Origin of the sequence: Rhodococcus phenolicus, assembly GCF_001646785.1 — a bacterium.
GTDB lineage: Bacteria > Actinomycetota > Actinomycetes > Mycobacteriales > Mycobacteriaceae > Rhodococcus > Rhodococcus phenolicus.
In genome coordinates, this window is the sequence record NZ_LRRH01000056.1 from 26,059 (window position 1) to 45,532 (window position 19,474).

Genomic DNA, 19,474 nt, shown 5'->3' on the forward strand with positions numbered 1-19,474 from the left:
CCGGATTCGGCATCCGGTCGGTGCGGGGGATTTCGCGCGGTGTCGCGTGCCCGGTCGCCGATCGGACACACCGCCCTACACTCACGGCGTGGAGATCTGGATTCTCGCGGCACTGCTCGGACTCGGACTGGCGGCCGCCACCGGCCTGCGCACGTTCCTGCCGTTGCTCATGCTCGGCGCCGCCGTGCACTTCGAGCTGTTCGGGATCGTCCTGAACGAGTCGATGCAGTGGATCGGATCGCCGGCCGCGCTGGTCGCCCTGGCGATCGCGACCGCCGTGGAGGTTCTCGCCGATCTCGTCCCGCTGGTCGACAACGCGATGTCGCTGATCGGTACCGTCACCCGCCCGGTGGCGGGAGCCGTCGCGGCGTGGGCCGCGTTCGCGAATCTCGATCCGGCGATGGCGGCCGTCGCGGGCATCGTCATCGGCGCGCCGACCGCGCTGGCCGTGAGTACCGCCCAGACGGGAACACGCGCGGTGAGCACGGCGACGACCGCGGGCCTCGGGAACCCGATCATGTCGGTGATCGACAGTGTCACCTCGTTCGTGACGTCGCTGATCTCGATGGTGCTGCCGCTGCTCGTCCTCCCGCTGCTCGCGCTGCTCGGATGGTTCGGTTTCCGCGGCTACCGCCGCTTCCGGCGCCCGCGCGGAGCGGTGACCGAGCCGGCCGGATAGATCCGGTCGCCGTAAAGTCCGGGTCTTCTGATAGACACATGGACATGTCGGAAACCGAGATCACCTTCACCAGCGGAGACGTGACGCTGTACGGCAGCCTGCGAGTACCCGCTGCCGGTGACACCCCGGTTCCCGCCGTGCTGCTCCTCGCCGGCAGCGGCCCCACCGACCGCAACGGCGACAGCGCGTTGCTGCCGGGCCCGATCGGCACCCTCCGCCATCTCGCGGACATCCTCGAGATCAACGGTTTCGCGAGCCTGCGCTACGACAAGCTCGGCAGCGGCGTCACCGGGCTCGGCCCGTACGAGGTCGCCGACGTCGCCGATCTCGGCTTCTCCACCTTCATCGACGCCGCCCGCGACGGACTGCGGTTCCTCGCGGACCAGCCGGGCGTCGACCCCGAGCGCGTGTACGTCGTCGGGCACAGCGAGGGCGCGCTCATCGCGCTGTCGCTCGCGCACGCCGGTGAGCCGGTCGCGGGCCTCGCCCTGCTCGAGCCGCTCGCGGTGCGCCTGCTGGACCTGCTGACCGCCCAGATCGACGCGCAGCTCGACGCGGTCGTTGCGGCCGGTCAGCTGGCCGTCCAGGTGGCCGACGAACTGCGGGTGGCGCTCACCGGAGCGGTGGAGTCGTTGCGCGCCGACGGCACCCTCAGCGACCGCCTGCCCGAGCCGCTGCGCAATGCCGGTCTGGTTCCGACGAACGCGAAGGCGCTCGCCGAGGAGGACGCGCTGGACCCGCGCATGCTCGCCGCGCAGATCGACAGTGCACTGCCCGTGCTCACGAGCGTCTCCGACAAGGACATCCAGTTGCGCGTCGAGGACGTCGATGCGCTCGACGACGCGCTCGTGCACACCAAGCTCACGTCGCTGCGTCTGCGCAACGCCAACCACGTCCTCAAGGACATCGGCGATCAGCAGTCCACCGGCGCCGATTACATCGCCGACCTGCCGTATTCCTCGGAGTTCACCGACGGTTTCGGGGCCTGGCTGCGGGGTCTGTGACCGCGCCTCGCGAAAATTGGGGATGTAAAAAACCCGTCATTGGGGTATGGTTCCCCGTTAACCCGCTGGATACTCGAGAAAGGTACGGTCCGATGCAGCATCACAAGCGCATGTATCGATTCGTACCCGAGTTCCACTTCCACTGCGCCGCACGGCGATCCCGGGAATAGAGTCACAGCCGACTCGCTTCTCGGGCACCCCAGGCACATCGCCTCGGGTGCCCTTTTTCATCCCCATACTTTTCGATTGCAAGGAGAAACACATGAAGTTGCGACTGGGAGCCACCGGCTCCGTCCCGAAGAACCTGCCCACCGATCTGACCGGGCACGCCATCACGATCGACCTCAGCCACGTCGACGCCGAGAAGGGCGCGCTCGCAGCCGATCTCATCCGTGAACTGCTCGACCGCGGTGCCGCCCGGCTCGTCATCTCCGACGGCAGGGGCACCACCGAGTTCGAGACGACGCGACAGGAAACCGCCCACCCGTACGCGGCCTGACATCCAGGTCCGGGCGGGTGGGCGGCTGCCCGGCGAAACTCAGTGCGCGAAGTGGCGCGCGCCCGTCAGGTAGAGGGTGATACCGGCCTCGCGGGCAGCGTCGATCACCTCGTTGTCACGAACCGATCCGCCCGGCTGCACGACGGCCTTGACGCCGGCCTCGGTGAGGACCTGCAGGCCGTCGGCGAACGGGAAGAACGCGTCCGACGCCGCAACCGCGCCGGTGACACGCTCGCCGGCGCGGGTGACCGCGAGACGCGCCGAGTCGACCCGGTTGACCTGACCCATCCCGACGCCGACGGTCGCGCCGTCGGACGCCAGCAGGATTGCGTTGGACTTCACGGCACGGCATGCGCGCCAGGCGAATTCCAGATCGGCGAGGGTCTGCTCGTCGGCGGCCTCACCGCACGCGAGCTCCCAGTTCGCGGCGGTGTCGCCGTCGGCGGTGAGCAGATCGCGCTCCTGCAGCAGCAGGCCACCGGAGATCTGACGCAGCTCGATCTGCGCGGACTTCGGGGAATCGGCCCGCAGGATGCGGATGTTCTTCTTACGCGCGAGGACCTCGACGGCACCGTCCGCGTATGCCGGGGCGATGATCACCTCGGTAAAGATCTCGGCGACCTGCTCGGCCATCTCGACGCTGACCTCGCGGTTGACGGCGATGACGCCGCCGAACGCGGACACCGGGTCGCACTCGTGCGCCTTGCGGTGGGCCTCGGCGACGGTGTCCGCGACAGCGATGCCGCACGGGTTGGCATGCTTGATGATCGCGACACACGGACGGTCGTGGTCGTGCGCGGCGCGCCACGCAGCGTCGGCGTCCTGGTAGTTGTTGTACGACATTTCCTTGCCGTGGAACTGCTCGGCCTGCGCCAGCCCCGGCTCGCCGTCCTCGTTCACGTACAGGGCGGCCGCCTGGTGCGGATTCTCGCCGTAGCGCAGCACGCTCGCGCGGGTCCAGGTCGCGCCGGCCCACGCGGGGAACTGGCTGTCCTCGTCGTCCTGCACGGCATAGCCGCTGTTCATCCAGCTCGCAACCGCGACATCGTAGGCGGCGGTGTGCTGGAACGCCTGTGCCGCGAGGGCCTTGCGCTCGGGCAGGGTGAACCCGCCTGCCTTCACGGCCTCGATGACGGCGTCGTAGCGGGCCGGGTCGACGACCACCGCGACGGACGGGTGGTTCTTCGCGGCGGCACGCACCATGGACGGCCCGCCGATGTCGATCTGCTCGACACACTCGTCGGGGGTCGCCCCGGACGCGACGGTCTGCGTGAACGGGTACAGGTTGACGATCACCAGTTCGAACGCCTCAATGCCGAGATCCTTGATCTGGTCGAGGTGATCCTGCTTGCGGGTGTCGGCGAGGATGCCGGCGTGCACGCGCGGGTGCAGCGTCTTGACCCGGCCCTCCAGGCACTCGGGGAAGCCGGTGAGCTCCTCGACCTTCGTCACGGGGATGCCGGCGCCCGCGATGGTCGCGGCCGTGGATCCGGTGGAGACCAGTTCGACACCGGCCTCGTGCAGTCCGGTCGCCAGCTCGACCAACCCGCTCTTGTCGTACACGCTGACCAGTGCGCGCCGCACAGCCTTACGTTCGGTCACTGGGGATCACGGCCTTTCGTCCATCGGATACAACTCCACGGGTTGCGACAGCGGCGACCACCTCGGCCAGCAACCGTCGTTCCACAACTTTGATGCGCTCGTGCAGGGTGTCCTCGTCGTCGGCGTCGAGGACCGGCACGGGTTCCTGCGCGAGGATCGGCCCGGTGTCCACTCCGCCGTCGACGAGATGCACGGTCGACCCGGTGACCTTCACGCCGTAGGCCAGGGCATCGGGGACGGCGTGCGCACCGGGGAACGCGGGCAGCAGCGCCGGATGAGTGTTGATGATGCGGCCACCGAAACGTCCCAGGAACGTCGGGCCGAGGATCTTCATGAAACCGGCGGAGACCACCAGATCGGGTTCGTGCGCGGCGACGGCGTCGGTGAGCGCGACATCCCAGGCGGCGCGGTCGGCGTGGTCGCGCAGGGAGACCCGGAAGCCGGCGATGTCCGCGTCGCGGGCGTGGTCGAGAGCCGTGCAGTCACGGTCGACGCCGACGGCCACGATCCGGGCCGGGTAGCCGTCGGTGCGGGTGGCGTCGATCAGTGATCGCAGCAGACTTCCGGTACCCGAGGCGAGTACGACGACCCGCGCCGGCGCGGTGGGCGGCAACTGGTCACGCGAGGCAGTCAGCGCTCTACTCCTGGACTCTCGAAAGGTCGGGCTCGTGAAGGGGTCGGCCGGACCATCGGCCGCCTAGAGCCTAGTCGCTGGTGTTGCGGGTACCTTTCGGCAGGTCCCCGTCGTCGGTCTCGTCGTCGATCTCGGCGTCGACGACGTCCGGTTCCCCGGTGTCCTTCTCGTCCGGTTCGGGGACGGGTTCCTCGTCGTCCTCCACCACTTCCGCATCGACGACGCCGGGCTCGTCGCTGCCGTCCTCCGGGTCGGTGTCCGGTTCGGCATCCGGGTCGGGCGCGGCTTCGAGCGCCTTCGGTTCGTCGAGGTCGCCGGCCGTGTCGTCCACGTCCTCGTCCCGGTCGGAATCCTCGTCCGCCTCGGCGGAACCGGAGGCCGAGTCTTCCGCCTCGGCGGAGCCGGAGGCCGAGTCGCCCGCCTCGGCGGAGCCGGAGGCCGAGTCGCCCGCCTCGGCCGTGCGCGCCGCCTCGGCTTCGGCCGCGGCCAGCTTGCCTTCGCGCCACAACAGCAGCTGCGCGGTGATGAGTCCGAGCAGGCCCGACCACGCGAACACGAGAATCCCGGCGAGCCACCAGTTACCGCCGACCACCCCGAAGAATCCGAGCCGGCCACCGGCCGCCCAGGTCACGAGCGCGGTGGCGGCACCGGCTTCGGCGGACGCCGCCAGCACGGTCAGGGCACCGTCGCTCGCCGAGATGTACTCGCCGCGCGCCTGCGCCTCGAGGTTGCGTTTGGCGACGTACCGGCCGAGCAGCGCACCGATCGTGGCGGGCACCGCCAGCGCCACGGGCCAGAACGACGGTGCCGGTCCGGGCGGGATCGCGGCCAGCACGGGAAGCGCGGGCAGGTCGCCACCGGTGGCCTCGAACAGGCTGAGCTGGACGTCGCCGAACTCGACGGTGCTGCCCGCCAGGACCGCGGCAGCACCGATCATCACGTTCGGCAGATACAGGATCGAGACGACCAGCAGGCCCAGGACACCGATCCAGTTCTCGCCCCGGGCGAGGAGATCGCCGACGGTCTGCCACGACCACAGCATCCCGATGACAGTGAGCAGGCCTCCCATCGCGAACATCCCGAGCACCGCGCGGGTCGCGGGCCGGACCGAGTCGACCAGCCACTCCGGGACCCCGTACCGGTTGCACAGCGGACGCCACATCTGCGACCCGACACCGAGCAGCGACGACAACAGGTACAGGCCGGTCACCCAGGCGAGGGCGCGGGCCGGGTCCGGCGTCGAGACGGGCAGCACACTCGACGCATCCTGGATGACGACGAGCGCGGTGACCGTCACGGCCAGCGGCCCGGCGAGGGTCGCGGCGGTGATCCGAGCCGCGTCGCGACCGTCGAGCGCGTACCCGCTGTGCACGACCATCGCGTCCGCCGCCGACGCGCACGAACGGGCGGACAACCACACCAGCACCGCGGTCGGCAGCAGCGGCAGCACGCCGAGAGCGGTGTCGTCGATGGTGAGGCCGACCTGGTGCAGGCCGAGCCAGACCCCCGCGGTCGCCGCGTACACCCCGGTGAGGTCGCTGCCGGCGGCGACGAGCGTCGTCACGACGATCGTCACGATCAGCGCCATCGTCACGGCCGGCACGCGCGCGGCGGCGCCGAGCAGGATGCGGAACTGCTCCGGATCCGGCGAATCCTGGTTCGTGGGGTGGCGGGAGTTCCGGCCTAGCGTCGAAGTCATCGAGTCGAGGGTGTCACCCGCCGCGGGTGGTTGCGGTCAGGCGCGCCGACCCGGCACGAACCTCGTCACCGCTTCTCGTCGTTCGGTTTGAACACCTGCGTGGCGTCCTGGTCTCCGGGTCCCGAGGTCGCGACGGTCGGGTCGGTGTCCTCGGTGGGGCGGACCAGCTCGGTGTCGTCGTCGTGACCGGAGGTCTCGGGCGCTCCCCCGGCCGGTTGAGCTCCCGGATACTGCTGCTGCTGACTGCTCGGGTACTGCTGGGCGGCGTGCGACTGGACCGGGAACTGCTGCGTCTCGTACGACTGCGCACCGTACGGCTGCGCGGCATACGGCTGCGCGGCATACGGCTGGCTGGGGTACTGCTGCTGGCTCGGGTACTGGCCGCTGTACTGCTGCGGAGCCTGCCCGCCGTACTGCGGGCTCTGCGGCTGCCCGCCGTACTGTTGCGGGCTCTGCGGCTGCCCGCCGTACTGCTGGGGGAACTGCCCGGCCTGCTGCGGTTGTCCGTGCTGCTGGCCGTATCCGCCGCCCTGCGGGAACTGAGGCTGCGCCGGGAACGAGCCGGGCCGGGCCGACCGCGCCGCCGGAACGAGCACGCCGATCCCGAACAGCAACGCCACCACCGCCACTGCGGTCTGCAGGAACCCGAACACGAAGATCGCCACGCCGCCCCACGCGATGCCGGAGTCGTCGGGTAACTGGAACCACTGGAACAGCGACGTCACGAACCCGACCGCGGAGGCCGCCAGCGCGACGGCCCGCAGATCCTGGCCCGGCAGCAACGACAGGGCCGCGCACACACCGCCGAGCAGCAACATCGCCAACGGCACCACCGCGAAGCCGAACTCGAACGCCGACAGCGCGACGTGCCCGCCGAAGTTGATCCGCATGTACGGGGCGAGACCGAGAAGGAAATTCACGACGCCGAGTACTGCGACCGCGATCGGCAACAGGACCGGCACGAGCTTGGCCGACGACCCGCCACCGCTCTGATCCGTTGTCTGGCTCCCTGGGTATGTCATCGATCCTCCTGCGGTCGTCGGATGCACTGCAACCAGCGTATGCACCGATCGCCACAATGGGGGCCATGCCGAACACACTCGTGCCCGGACCGGACGTGGTCGTGGAGACGGAGGTGAAGCACTCGCGTTTCCTCGCGGCGCTGCGCCGCGTCGAAACCACCGCCGACGCGACCGCGTTCACGGACGAGCAGCGCCGCCTGTACCCGGACGCGCGGCACCACTGCTGGGCGTTCGTGGTCGGCGACGAGCAGGCGTCGCGGGCCGAACGATCGAGCGACGACGGCGAGCCGGGCGGCACGGCGGGTGTTCCGATGCTGCAGGTGCTGCACCACCGCGATCTGGTGAACGTGGCGGTGGTCGTGACCCGTTGGTTCGGGGGAATCAAGCTCGGGGCGGGCGGGCTCGTGCGCGCCTACTCCGGTGCCGTCGCGGTCGCGCTGGATTCGGCGACGCTGGTCCACCGGGAGCGCCGGGAGGTGTTCACTCTCGCGGTCGGGCACGGGGACGCGGGCCGGGTGGATGCGGAACTGCGCGGTCGTGGGGTGAGTGTCCTCGGGGTGTCCTACGAGGACCGCGCGGTGTTCACGGTCGCGGACCGGGACCCGGAACACCTGGCGAGTGTGGTGGCGGCGGTGACGTCGGGCACCGGGGAGCTGGAATCCGCCGGCAGGGAATGGATCGACGCCTGAAACGCGTCGTGCGCGGTTTCGGTAGCGGGTGCTACCGAAACCGCGCACGGGCGGCGAAGCCGCCTACAGGGAGTTCAGGATCTCGCGAGCGAGGGCAGCAGTCTCGGACGGCGTCTTGCCGACCTTGACGCCGGCCGCCTCGAGGGCGTCCTTCTTGGCCTGCGCGGTGCCCGAGGAACCGGAGACGATGGCGCCGGCGTGGCCCATGGTCTTGCCCTCGGGGGCGGTGAAGCCCGCGACGTAGCCGACGACCGGCTTGGTGACGTTGGCCTTGATGTAGTCGGCGGCACGCTCCTCGGCGTCGCCACCGATCTCACCGATCATGACGATGACCTTGGTCTCCGGGTCCTTCTCGAACGCCTCGATGGCGTCGATGTGAGTGGTGCCGATGACCGGGTCGCCGCCGATGCCGATGGCGGTCGAGAAGCCGTACTCGCGCAGCTCGAACATCATCTGGTAGGTCAGGGTGCCGGACTTGGACACCAGGCCGACCGGGCCCTTGCCGGCGATGTTCGCCGGGGTGATGCCGACGAGCGCCTCACCCGGGGTGATGATGCCGGGGCAGTTGGGGCCGATGATGCGGGTCTTGTTGCCCTTCTCCACGTTGTAGGCCCACGCGTATGCGGAGTCCTGCACGGGGATGCCCTCGGTGATGACCACGAGCAGCGGGATCTCCGCGTCGATGGCCTCGACGATGGCGTCCTTCGAGAAGGCCGGGGGAACGAACGCGATCGAGACGTCCGCGCCGGTCTCCTTGATTGCCTCGGCGACGGAGCCGAAGACGGGGAGCTCGACCGGGTTGCCGTCCTTGTCGGTGTGCGACACGGTGGTGCCGGCCTTGCGGGCGTTGACGCCGCCGACGACCTGGGTGCCGGCCTTGAGCATCAGCGCGGTGTGCTTGGTGCCCTCGCCGCCGGTGATGCCCTGGACGATGACCTTGGAATCCTTGGTAAGGAAGATTGCCATTGTTCTGTGTGTCCCTTTACTTCGCTGCGAACGCGAGCTCGGCAGCCTTGTCGGCAGCCTCGTCCATGGTGGCGACGACCGTGACCAGCGGGTGGTTGGCCTCGGCGAGGATGCGGCGACCCTCCTCGACGTTGTTGCCGTCCAGGCGCACGACGAGCGGCTTGTTGGCCTCGTCGCCCAGGGTCTGCAGGGCGCCGACGATGCCGTTGGCGACGGCGTCACACGCGGTGATGCCACCGAAGACGTTGACGAACACGCTCTTGACCTGCGCGTCGTTCAGGATCACGTCCAGGCCGGCAGCCATGACGGCCGCGGAGGCGCCGCCACCGATGTCGAGGAAGTTGGCGGGCTTGACGCCACCGTGCTTCTCACCTGCGTATGCGACGACGTCCAGGGTCGACATGACCAGACCGGCGCCGTTACCGATGATGCCGACCTCGCCGTCGAGCTTGACGTAGTTGAGGTCGTTCTCCTTGGCCTTGAGCTCGAGCGGATCCGTCGCGTCCTTGTCCTCGAACTCGGCGTGGCCGGCCTGGCGGAAGTCGGCGTTGGCGTCGAGGGTGACCTTGCCGTCGAGGGCGAGGATCTGGTCGTCCGGCGTGCGGACGAGCGGGTTGACCTCCACGAGGAGAGCGTCTTCCTTGACGAAGACCTCCCACAGCTTCTGGATGGTCACGGCCGCGGCGTCGAGGACCTCGGCGGGCAGGTGGCCCTTCTCCGCGATCTCACGGGCGAACTCGAGGTCGACACCCTTGACGGCGTCGACGGCGATCTTGGCGAGGCGCTCCGGCTTGGTGGCGGCGACCTCTTCGATCTCCATGCCACCCTCGACCGAGCACATCGCGAGGTAGGTGCGGTTGGTGCGGTCGAGCAGGAAGGAGATGTAGTACTCCTCCGCGATCTCGCTCGCCTCGGCGACGAGGAGCTTCTTGACGACATGACCCTTGATGTCGAGGCCCAGGATGTTCTCGGCGTGGGTCTGCGCGTCGTCCGCGGTGGCGGCGTACTTGACGCCACCGGCCTTGCCGCGGCCGCCGACCTTGACCTGTGCCTTGACCATCACCGGCTTGCCGATTTCCTCCGCGATCTCGCGGGCACCGGCAACCGTGTCGGTAACACGGCCGGCCGACGTCGGCACGTCATGCTTGGCGAAGAGTTCCTTCGCCTGGTATTCGAAGAGATCCATCTGCTCACCGTCTCGTCTGCGTTCACGCCCGCTCGGGGGTTTTGAGCGGGCCGGTTCGGACTCTAGTTACTTGGACGCCCCACGAAACGTCCGCACTCCCACCATGTGGCGCATGTCACGGAGTTCGGGGGCCCGCGGGCTACCTCACGGGATTTCCTCCCGGAGTGTGAGCGACGCCGCAACCAAGAGGAGCACCGTCCCCAGAATGACAGGTGCGACACCGACGGCCGCGACCGGATCCTGGATCACCCCCCGGACCAGCACCCAGGAGGACGCGTAGACGGCTGTCGCACCGGCCGTACCCAGCAGCAACGCACCTCCCCGCGCGGGCCGGGACCGTACCGCGACCGCCGCGGCGACGACGACCGCGACGGCGAGCAGCAACCGCCCCCACAGGTCGTATCCCCACGGATAGGACAGGACCGATCCGGCGCCGTGATAGAGCGGCGCGGCCAGGCCGACGACGGACACGACGGCAGCCGCTGCGACGACGACCCGGGTAGGGGACGAGACGACGCGGTCGACCGAGGTGTCGACGCGGTCACGCTCGGCGGCGCCTGCTGCGATCACCGCGGCGCCCGTGACCGCCGCGCCGACCGCAGCGCCGAAGACCACAGCCGTTCCCGTGCCCGCGCCGACACCCGGCAGTTCCGCCGCCACGACCCACGCCTGCAGGACGGCGGCGGCGGTCGTCGCGACCGCGACCGCGGGCACCGCGACCGCGGGCCGCACCGTCTCCGCGTATTCGGACAGCAACAGCCACACGCTCAGTGCCGCCAGCAGCAGTCCCGCGACGAGCAGCACATGCGTCTGCGGAAGATCCGGCACGTCGCGGCCGGCCGGAACGGACAGCGTGGGCAACAACGCCCCGGCGACGGCGAGCGCGGCGGTGACGAGACCGAGCACCCCCGCCACGGCGTGCGCCCGGCCGGCGCTACCGGCACGCTGCGCAGCATCGGGAGTGACCGGCCGCGACGCGCGCACGGCCCGCCGCGCGGTCGCCGCGGGGATCGCGGCGGCGAACACGAGGAGCAGCACCGCGCCGATCGATCCGGCGACGGTCGCCGCCGTCGGAGCAAGGCGTTCACCGGCGAGACCTGCGGCGAACCTCGGCGCGAGCAACGCGAACGCGGCCAGCCCGGTCCCGGCCAGCGCGCCGACGGCCGCGGCCGCCACACCCGAGCCGAGAGCCCACACGACGGTGACGAGTGCGAGCATCGCGGCGAGCACCCCTCCGAACGCCGTGGTGGCGGGGGCATCGAGCACGCCGCGCGCGACGATCACCGGATCTGCCGACACCACCACCGGAGCGAGCAGACCGACGGCGACGACGATCGCGGACGCGACGATCCCGGCGACGAGGGGCGTGCCGGGCCGGGTCCCGACCGGACCCCCGTCGGTGCGGGGGGCGCGGGCCGCGGTGATCGCACCCGCGACACCGGCGAGCACCGAGCACAGGTGACCGGCGAGCACTGCGGCGGCTCCGGGCCCGGCGGTGAGCGCGGCGGCGGTCACGGGACGGAACAGTTCGAAGCGGTTCGCGTCGATCGCGTCGATGAACAGGGTGAGGTCGGTGAGGGCGGCACCCGCCGCGACAGCGCCGGCACCCGCGAGCAGAGCACCACCGGCGATCTCCGATCGGTGGGCGGCCGCGAACGCCGCGACGGGAACCGCCAGGGCGGTGACCGCGGCGACCACGGCGGCGACGAGGATCGCAGAACCCACGTCGCCGATTCCGGCCCGGGCGACCGGCAGCATCGGCGCCCCCGCTACGGCGAGGGCGCCCAGGGCGGAGAGCGTGAGTCCGAATCGGAGCGAGGTGGGGCGATTCGACACGGGGCGACGCTACGCGACCTGAACGTCACCTGGTTGTGACACACCGAAATGTTTTGTATCGACGTGGAGAGGGCAGATTGTTTCCACTTTCCCGCAGGTGAAACTGTGATGCCGCTCACAGGACCCGGGTGTGTCCCGCGTATGGGTTGCCAGTCCAGCGATCGTTTCGTTACCGTCGCTCTGGTTGAAGTAACGGTCAGGTCACGAGGGGGAAGGACGGCGAATGAGCCCGAGCAGTCAGCTCACCAGCCGTGGGGTCCACAACGGATCGTCGGAGACCGACCAGTACGCCGGTTCCGGGTACTACACAGAATCCGGCTACTACGACTACGAGTCCGACTACTACTCGGACGCCCCGTACCACTACGGCAGCGACGACCGAGCAGAATCCGGACAGCCCTACTACGGCCAGGCCACCTTCCGCGACGCCGGCGCCGAGACCTACTACGAGACCGAACCGGTCGACGTCGATGCCCCGGCCCGCCGCGGCGGCGCCCACCGCATCCCCACCCCGCCGAGCGCGCTCAAGGGCCGCGCCGCGGTGTTCGCCGTCGCGGCCGGTGCAGTCGTTGCCGCCGGCCAGGCCGCGACGAACGGACCCGGTCAGAGTTCCGAGCACTCCGAGGTCGCGCTCGCGGCGAACCAGTCGGATTCGAACGTCATCACGGCGACCGCGGTGCCGCAGGCATCCCAGTTCGCGGCGACCGCCTCGGACGGTGCGGCTCCGTCGCAGGCTCCGCAGGTCCTCAACATCGCGGACCCGAACGACCTGTCCCAGTTCTCGAACCTGCTCGCGAAGGGCCAGCGGTTCAGCGACGAGCGTGCCGCCCGTGAGGCCGCCGCCCGTCGCCCGCTGTTCGTCCTTCCCGCGGTCGGCACCTACACCTCGAACTTCGGCGCCCGCTGGGGCACCCTGCATGCCGGTGTCGACATCGCCGGCCCGATCGGCACCCCGATCCTCGCGGTCGCCGACGGAGTCGTCATCGATTCCGGTCCCGCTTCCGGCTTCGGCATGTGGGTGCGCCTGCAGCACGCCGACGGCACGGTCACCGTCTACGGGCACATCGACCAGTCCCTGGTGTCGGTGGGCCAGCAGGTCATGGCCGGCGACCAGATCGCCACGATGGGCAACCGCGGGTTCTCGACCGGCCCGCACCTGCACTTCGAGGTGCACCTGGGCGGCACCGACAAGATCGACCCGGTCCCGTGGCTCGCCACCCGCGGCATCAGCCTCGGCATGGAACAGGACTGACCCTCGGCACTGCCGGCCGCTCCCCGCGTCACCGCCGTCCTGTCCGGCCACGCACCGGCGCCGGAACCCCGTCGCGGGGCCCGGCGCCTCCCCCTCTTTCCTAGAGCTTGACCATCGGCACGCCGCCGACGAGCATCAGCCGCACCTTGCCGGCACTTCCGAAGTCGATGACGACCGTCGCGGTCGGTCCCGACCCCTTCGTCTCGAGCACCGTTCCGAGTCCGTACTTGTCGTGGCTGACCCGGTCCCCGACCGCGAGCACCAGATGATTGTTCCGGGCACGGGCACTGCCGAACCCGGTGCCCGAGGCGGAACCGCCTCCGAAACCCGAGCCCGAGCCGCCGCCGAATCCGGATCCGACTCCGCCGTAGCCGCGCGAACGTCCGGACCCGATGGAGTGACCGCCCGTACGGGACGGCTCCTCCCGCTTCCATTCGATGAGATGCTGCGGAATCTCTTGCAGGAAACGTGATTCCGGGTTCGAGACGGGCTGCCCCCAGGACGAACGCAGCACCGCGCGACTGACGTGGAGACGACGCCGGGCACGCGTGATCCCCACGTACGCCAAACGACGTTCCTCGGCGAGTTCGGCCGGGTCGCCGAGCGCGCGCATGTGCGGGAACTGCCCGTCCTCCCAGCCGGTGACGAACACGACCGGGAATTCCAGGCCCTTGGCGGTGTGCAGCGTCATCAGGGTCACGACGCCCTCGTCGTTCTCGGGAATCTGATCCGCGTCGGCGACGAGCGAGACCTTCTCGAGGAATGCGGGCAGCGACCCCGGTTCGGGGTCACCTTCCTCGGGCTCGGCATCCTCGAGTCCGGCGGCGTTGCGCGCGTCGGAACTGAATTCGCGTGCCACGCTGACCAATTCGTTCAGGTTGTCGAGTCGGGCGCCGTCCTGCGGGTCGTCGCTGGCGGCGAGTTCCGCACGGTAACCGGTCCGTTCGAGGATCGCCTCGACCACATCGCCGAGGTCGACGAGTTCGTTTCCGTCCGAGTCGGTTTCGGTGAGCATCGCGCGCAGCCCGTCGAGCGTCTCGACGAACGCGGCGATCGCCTTCTGCGAGCGCGTGTTCAGCAACGCGACCTTGCCTTCGGCCGCGTCGGCCAGAGCCTGCCCGAAACCGATCCCGAGCCGCTCTGCGTGCACCGCGACGCACGCCTCGGCGCGGTCGCCGATGCCGCGGCGCGGGGTGTTGAGGATGCGGCGCAGGCTCACCGTGTCGTCCGGGTTGGCGAGCACCTTCAGGTACGCGACCAGATCGCGGACCTCCTTGCGCTCGTAGAAGCGCACCCCGCCGACGACCTTGTAGGGCACGCCGTGACGGATGAAGACGTCCTCGAGTGCGCGCGAGGAGTTGTTGGTGCGGTAGAAGACGGCGACGTCGGCGAACCTGATCTCCCCGGCCGCGGTGAGCCGGTCGATCTCGGCGGCGACGAACTGCGCCTCGTCGTGCTCGTTGTCGGCGACGTAACCGACGATGAGATCGCCCTCGCCCGAATCGGTCCACAGTCGCTTCTCGCGGCGGCCGGTGTTGCGGGAGATGACGGAGTTGGCCGCGGACAGGATGTTCTGCGTGGACCGGTAGTTCTGCTCGAGCAGGATCGTCCGAGCGTCCGGGTAGTCGCGTTCGAATTCCTCGATGTTGCGGATCGTCGCGCCACGGAACGCGTAGATCGACTGGTCCGCGTCGCCGACGACGCACAGTTCGCTCGGCGGTACCGCACTCTCGTCCCCGGCCTCGCCGACGAGGGTGCGCACCAGCACGTACTGGGCGTGGTTGGTGTCCTGGTACTCGTCGACGAGCACATGCCGGAACCGCCGCCGGTAGTACTCGGCGACCTGCGGATGCGCCTGCAGCAACGCGACCGTCTCGCCGATGAGGTCGTCGAAGTCGAAGGCGTTCGCCGACCGCAGCCGTCGCTGATAGTGCGCGTACACGGTGGCCACGATCCGAGGCAGCTCTGCGGGGTCGCCATCGGCGTCCGCGGCGGCCTCCTGCGGGTCGATCAGCTCGTTCTTCAGGTTGGAGATCTGCGTGGCGAGCAACCGCGGCGAGTACTTCTTGATGTCGAGATCGAGGTCCTTGGCGATCATCGTGAGCAGGCGACGCGAGTCGTCGGCGTCGTAGATCGTGAAGTTCGAGTTCATGCCGGGCAGCAAGGCCGACTGTGCTCGCAGGATCCGCACACAGCTCGAGTGGAACGTCGAGACCCACATGCTGTGGGCGCGCGGGCCCACCAGGTGCGCGACACGTTCGCGCATCTCGGCGGCGGCCTTGTTGGTGAACGTGATCGCCAGCACCTGGCCGGGTGCGACCCCGCGTTCGGCGAGCAGGTACGCGATCCGCCGGGTGAGCACCGCGGTCTTGCCGGAACCGGCGCCGGCGACGATGAGGAGGGGGCCACCGTCGTGGGTGACCGCTTCCCGCTGCTGGGGGTTGAGGCCGGCGAGCAGCGCGTCTGGCGAATCCGCACTCGCGCGCCGAGGCGAAGCGGAGTCGGTATGGCCGAAGGCAACGGGAGTGTTCATCGTCGTACCAAACTACCGGCGGACACCGACATCCGCGTAGACGGGCGATCCGGACGATCCGGCCAGGCTTACCTTACTTGGCGCCCCAATTCTACGGATGGCAGACTGATGTGCATGTCATGTGACCGCTGTCGACCAGATGGACAGGTAGTCCAGCGGTGTCGGATTCCCAGCACCGACGCCTGACCGCACGGTCCTGATCCGCTTCGTGCGGTAACGCCCGCCGGCGACGAAGCGATCCCAGTTCTGACGCGAGGAGATGACATGAGCACCAACATCGACGCTGCCACATCCGACTCTGCCGCCGAAGCCCCCGCCAGCCAGGCGGAGATCGACGAACTTCGCAAGGAAATCGACCGGCTCGACGCCGAGATCCTCGCCGCGGTCAAGCGCCGCACCGAGGTTTCCCGCATCATCGGCCGCACCCGCATGGCCTCCGGCGGCACCCGCCTCGTGCACAGCCGTGAGATGAAGGTGCTCGAGCGGTTCAGCGACCTCGGCCAGGAGGGCCACACCCTCGCAATGCTGCTGCTCCGCCTCGGCCGCGGCCGGCTCGGCCAGTAGCCCCCGGTCCTCCCAGGCCGGCAGTCACGGCCGTCCGGCGACGGCCGCCTCTCCTACTCGAAGGCGACGTACTTCGTCTCGAGGTACTCCTCGATGCCTTCGCTCCCGCCTTCGCGCCCGATTCCCGACGCCTTGACCCCACCGAACGGCGCGGCCACGTCGGAGATCACTCCGCGGTTGACGCCGACCATGCCGGATTCGATCGCCTCGGATACACGCAGCGCCCGATCGAGGCTGCGCGTGTACATGTAGGCGGCCAGACCGTATTCGGTGGCGTTGGCCGCGGCGATCGCCTCCTCCTCGGTGTCGAATCCGGCGACCGCCGCGACCGGCCCGAAGACCTCCTCGGTCAGGATGCGCGCGGACGACGGGACCTCGTCGAGCACGGTCGCCGGGTAGAACCATCCCGGCCCGTCCGGCGCCGTGCCGCCGAGCCGCAGTTTCGCGCCGGTCGAGACCGCATCGCCGACGAGCGTGGTGACCGTTTCCTTCTGGTCGGCGTCGATGAGGGGACCGAGCGTCGTGTCGGGATCGGTGCCCGGGCCGAGCCGGTAGGCCGCCATCTTCTCGGTGAGTTTGGCGACGAACTCCTCGCGCACCGAATTCGCGACGTGGAAACGGTTCGCGGCCGTGCAGGCTTCACCGCCGTTGCGCAGCTTCGCGGCCAGCGCCCCGTCGACGGCGGCATCGAGATCGGCGTCGTCGAACACCAGGAACGGCGCGTTGCCGCCGAGTTCCATCGACGTGCGCAGCATCGCGCGCCCGGCCTTCTCGGCGAGGGCACGGCCGACGCTCGTGGAGCCGGTGAAGGTGAGCTTGCGCAGTCGCGGATCGTCGAGCAGCGGACCGGTCACCGCACCGGCGTGGGAGGTCGGCAGCACCGAGAGCACGCCCTTCGGCAGGCCTGCTTCCTCGAGCACCCGGGCGAGCAGCAGCATCGTCAGCGGGGTCGCCGACGCCGGTTTGACGAGCATCGTGCAGCCCGCGGCGAGCGCCGGGCCGATCTTGCGGGTGCCCATGGCGAGCGGGAAGTTCCACGGAGTGATCGCCAGGCAGGGACCGACGGGCTGTTTCGTGACGAGGATGCGCCCGGAGCCGGACGCCGAGCGGGTGTAGCGGCCGGCGATGCGGACCGCTTCCTCGGAGAACCAGCGGAAGAACTCGGCGCCGTAGCGGACCTCGGCGCGGCTCTCCGGCAGCGCCTTGCCCATCTCCAGGGTCATGAGCAACGCGAAGTCGTCGGCGCGGGCGGTGAGCGCCTCGAAGGCCGCACGCAGCACCTCCCCGCGTTCGCGGGGCGCGGTCGCCGCCCATTCCGCACCGGCCGCGACCGCCGCGTCCAGTGCGCGGGCGGCGTCGGCGGGACTCGCGTCGGCGACCTCGGTGAGGACTTCCCCGGTCGCGGGGTCGTGGACGGGGAAGGTCGCGTTGTTCTCCGCGGCGACCCAGTCGCCTCCGAGGAACAGATCGGTGGGCACGGTGCGCAGCATCTCCGAGTTGTCCATGACCCCATCATGCGCCCGTACATTTCACATCTGTTTCCGACCGACCGGTAACTTACCGCGCGCACTAGTCTCTGGAGACATGGACAACGTGACCCGGACCGCCCCGTGGGAAGAGCTCGCCGAGCACCGTGCGGAGATCGAGTCGCTGCACCTGCGCGAGTTGTTCGCGGCGGAACCGGAACGCGCCGACGCGTTCACGCTCACCGCCGCCGACCTGTACATCGACTACAGCAAACACCTGATCACCGGCCGCACCCGCGAGTTGCTGCTGGACCTGGCCCGCTCCTGCGGGGTCGAGGCGCACCGCGACCGGATGCTCGCCGGCGACCACATCAACACCTCGGAGGACCGCGCGGTGCTGCACACCGCACTGCGTCTGCCGCGCGAGGCGACGCTCACCGTCGACGGACAGGATGTCGTCGCCGACGTGCACGCGGTGCTCGACAAGATGGGCGAGTTCACCGACCGGGTCCGCGACGGGCGGTGGCGCGGCGCCACCGGTGAACGCATCACGACCGTCGTCAACATCGGTATCGGCGGGTCGGACCTGGGTCCGGTGATGGTGTACCGGGCGTTGCGGCACTACGTCGACGCGGGTGTCGAAGCCCGGTTCGTGTCCAACATCGATCCGGCCGACCTGACCAACAACCTGCAGGGCTTGGACCCGGCCCGGACCCTGTTCGTCGTTGCGTCCAAGACGTTCTCGACGCTCGAGACCCTGACGAACGCGACGGCGGCGCGGCGCTGGCTGGTCGCGGCGCTGGGCGAGGACGCGGTCGCCAAGCACTTCGTGGCGGTGTCCACGCACGAGGAGCGGGTCGTCGAGTTCGGGATCGACCCGGAGAACATGTTCGGGTTCTGGGACTGGGTCGGCGGCCGGTATTCGGTGGGGTCGGCGATCGGGTTGTCGGTGATGGCCGCGATCGGCAGGGACCGGTTCGAGGAGCTGCTCGCGGGATTCCACGCGATGGACACGCATTTCGCGACCGCCCCGCTCGAGTCGAACGCGCCGGTCCTGCTCGGCATGCTGGGGGTCTGGTACACCAGCTTCCTCGGGGCGCAGTCCCGCGCGGTGCTGCCCTACAGCAACGATCTGGTGCGCTTCCCCGCCTACCTGCAGCAGCTGACGATGGAATCGAACGGCAAGTCGGTGCGTTCGGACGGTACCGCGGTGGACTACCCGACCGGGGAGATCTTCTGGGGCGAACCGGGCACCAACGGGCAGCACGCGTTCTATCAGCTGCTGCACCAGGGGACGCATCTGATCCCGGCCGACTTCATCGGTTTCGCCCGCCCCGTCGACGATCTGCCGACGATCGACGGTCACGGTTCGATGCACGACGTGCTCATGTCGAACTTCTTCGCGCAGTCGACGGTGCTCGCGTTCGGCAAGACCGCCGAGCAGATCCGCGCCGAAGGCACCGACGAGACGCTGGTGGCGCACAAGGTAATGCCCGGCAATCGGCCGTCGACGACGGTGCTGGCGCCGGTGTTGTCCCCGTCCACGCTGGGTCAGCTCATCGCGCTGTACGAGCACGAGGTGTTCGTCCAGGGGGTGATCTGGGGCCTCGATTCGTTCGACCAGTGGGGTGTGGAGCTGGGCAAGGCGCAGGCGCTCGCGCTGGAACCGGCCCTGACCGAACCGGGTGAGCCGGCGTCGCTCGGTGATTCGTCGACGGATGCACTGATCCGCGAGTACCGGCGGCTGCGCAGGGCCTGACGGCGCGGTCAGGACGAGTCGTCATCAGCCGATCGACGCGACGACTGCGAGCCCGCTCGATCCAGGAGATGAGCGGACCCGAAA

General features: G+C 69.5%; 16 protein-coding genes. 7 read left to right on the top strand and 9 right to left on the bottom strand.

All coding sequences use genetic code 11. The features are described 5' to 3' along the window. Window positions 1–88 precede the first annotated feature (88 nt). From A8G15_RS16040 to A8G15_RS16050, 3 genes are all read left to right on the top strand, one after another. The gene (locus A8G15_RS16040) at window positions 89–679 is read left to right on the top strand and encodes a DUF4126 domain-containing protein (protein ID WP_068161429.1); all 591 of its coding nucleotides are present in this window, start codon (window positions 89–91) and stop codon (window positions 677–679) included. Window positions 680–723: 44 nt separating this feature from the next. Continuing rightward, a complete protein-coding gene (locus tag A8G15_RS16045; protein WP_068161588.1) occupies window positions 724–1,683 on the top strand; it encodes an alpha/beta hydrolase in 960 nt (319 codons plus the stop codon). 262 nt (window positions 1,684–1,945) lie between these two features. Next, on the top strand, window positions 1,946–2,182 hold the full coding sequence (locus tag A8G15_RS16050; RefSeq protein ID WP_068161432.1) for a hypothetical protein: 237 nt from the start codon (window positions 1,946–1,948) through the stop codon (window positions 2,180–2,182). Between the two features lie 39 nt (window positions 2,183–2,221). Here the strand turns inward: A8G15_RS16050 and purH are convergent, their stop codons facing one another. The 4 genes from purH to A8G15_RS16070 form a co-directional block, all read right to left on the bottom strand. Further along, on the bottom strand, window positions 2,222–3,784 hold the full coding sequence (purH, locus tag A8G15_RS16055) for a bifunctional phosphoribosylaminoimidazolecarboxamide formyltransferase/IMP cyclohydrolase (RefSeq protein WP_068161435.1): 1,563 nt from the start codon (window positions 3,782–3,784) through the stop codon (window positions 2,222–2,224). After that, a complete protein-coding gene (gene purN, locus A8G15_RS16060) occupies window positions 3,771–4,397 on the bottom strand; it encodes a phosphoribosylglycinamide formyltransferase (RefSeq protein WP_156665424.1) in 627 nt (208 codons plus the stop codon). Before purN ends, purH begins: the two co-directional genes overlap by 14 nt. Before the next feature lie 91 nt (window positions 4,398–4,488). Beyond that, complete coding sequence (locus A8G15_RS16065) at window positions 4,489–6,117, bottom strand: cell division protein PerM (RefSeq protein WP_068161440.1); 1,629 nt, start codon at window positions 6,115–6,117, stop codon at window positions 4,489–4,491. A gap of 65 nt (window positions 6,118–6,182) precedes the next feature. Beyond that, on the bottom strand, window positions 6,183–7,139 hold the full coding sequence (locus tag A8G15_RS16070) for a DUF5336 domain-containing protein (RefSeq protein ID WP_068161592.1): 957 nt from the start codon (window positions 7,137–7,139) through the stop codon (window positions 6,183–6,185). A gap of 65 nt (window positions 7,140–7,204) precedes the next feature. Between A8G15_RS16070 and A8G15_RS16075 the strand changes: the two genes are divergently transcribed. Then, window positions 7,205–7,828 (top strand): IMPACT family protein, encoded by a 624-nt coding sequence (locus A8G15_RS16075; protein ID WP_068161442.1) that lies wholly within the window; start codon window positions 7,205–7,207, stop codon window positions 7,826–7,828. A 63-nt stretch (window positions 7,829–7,891) separates the two neighbouring features. Here A8G15_RS16075 and sucD read toward each other — a convergent pair whose 3' ends face one another. From sucD to A8G15_RS16090, 3 genes are all read right to left on the bottom strand, one after another. After that, the gene (sucD, locus tag A8G15_RS16080; protein ID WP_068161445.1) at window positions 7,892–8,794 is read right to left on the bottom strand and encodes a succinate--CoA ligase subunit alpha; all 903 of its coding nucleotides are present in this window, start codon (window positions 8,792–8,794) and stop codon (window positions 7,892–7,894) included. A gap of 16 nt (window positions 8,795–8,810) precedes the next feature. Beyond that, window positions 8,811–9,980: an ADP-forming succinate--CoA ligase subunit beta gene (gene sucC / locus A8G15_RS16085; RefSeq protein WP_068161448.1), complete on the bottom strand. Its 1,170-nt coding sequence runs from the start codon at window positions 9,978–9,980 to the stop codon at window positions 8,811–8,813. Between the two features lie 144 nt (window positions 9,981–10,124). Then, window positions 10,125–11,816, bottom strand: coding sequence for a hypothetical protein (locus A8G15_RS16090; protein WP_068161451.1), 1,692 nt, complete (start codon window positions 11,814–11,816; stop codon window positions 10,125–10,127). 223 nt (window positions 11,817–12,039) lie between these two features. On the opposite strand from A8G15_RS16090, the gene A8G15_RS16095 reads away from it, so the two are divergent. After that, window positions 12,040–13,068, top strand: a complete 1,029-nt coding sequence (locus A8G15_RS16095; protein ID WP_082899941.1) for a M23 family metallopeptidase — start codon at window positions 12,040–12,042, stop codon at window positions 13,066–13,068. A 100-nt stretch (window positions 13,069–13,168) separates the two neighbouring features. Here A8G15_RS16095 and pcrA read toward each other — a convergent pair whose 3' ends face one another. Beyond that, complete coding sequence (gene pcrA / locus A8G15_RS16100) at window positions 13,169–15,601, bottom strand: DNA helicase PcrA (RefSeq protein WP_068161454.1); 2,433 nt, start codon at window positions 15,599–15,601, stop codon at window positions 13,169–13,171. Between the two features lie 264 nt (window positions 15,602–15,865). On the opposite strand from pcrA, the gene A8G15_RS16105 reads away from it, so the two are divergent. Next, on the top strand, window positions 15,866–16,165 hold the full coding sequence (locus tag A8G15_RS16105; RefSeq protein WP_068161455.1) for a chorismate mutase: 300 nt from the start codon (window positions 15,866–15,868) through the stop codon (window positions 16,163–16,165). Window positions 16,166–16,218: 53 nt separating this feature from the next. Here A8G15_RS16105 and A8G15_RS16110 read toward each other — a convergent pair whose 3' ends face one another. Beyond that, window positions 16,219–17,670 carry an NAD-dependent succinate-semialdehyde dehydrogenase gene (locus A8G15_RS16110; RefSeq protein WP_068161456.1) on the bottom strand — a complete coding sequence of 484 codons (1,452 nt, stop codon included), beginning with the start codon at window positions 17,668–17,670 and terminating at the stop codon, window positions 16,219–16,221. A 79-nt stretch (window positions 17,671–17,749) separates the two neighbouring features. Here A8G15_RS16110 and pgi point away from each other — a divergent pair, with 79 nt between their 5' ends. Beyond that, on the top strand, window positions 17,750–19,390 hold the full coding sequence (gene pgi, locus A8G15_RS16115; RefSeq protein ID WP_068161457.1) for a glucose-6-phosphate isomerase: 1,641 nt from the start codon (window positions 17,750–17,752) through the stop codon (window positions 19,388–19,390). The last annotated feature ends 84 nt before the right edge of the window (window positions 19,391–19,474 follow it).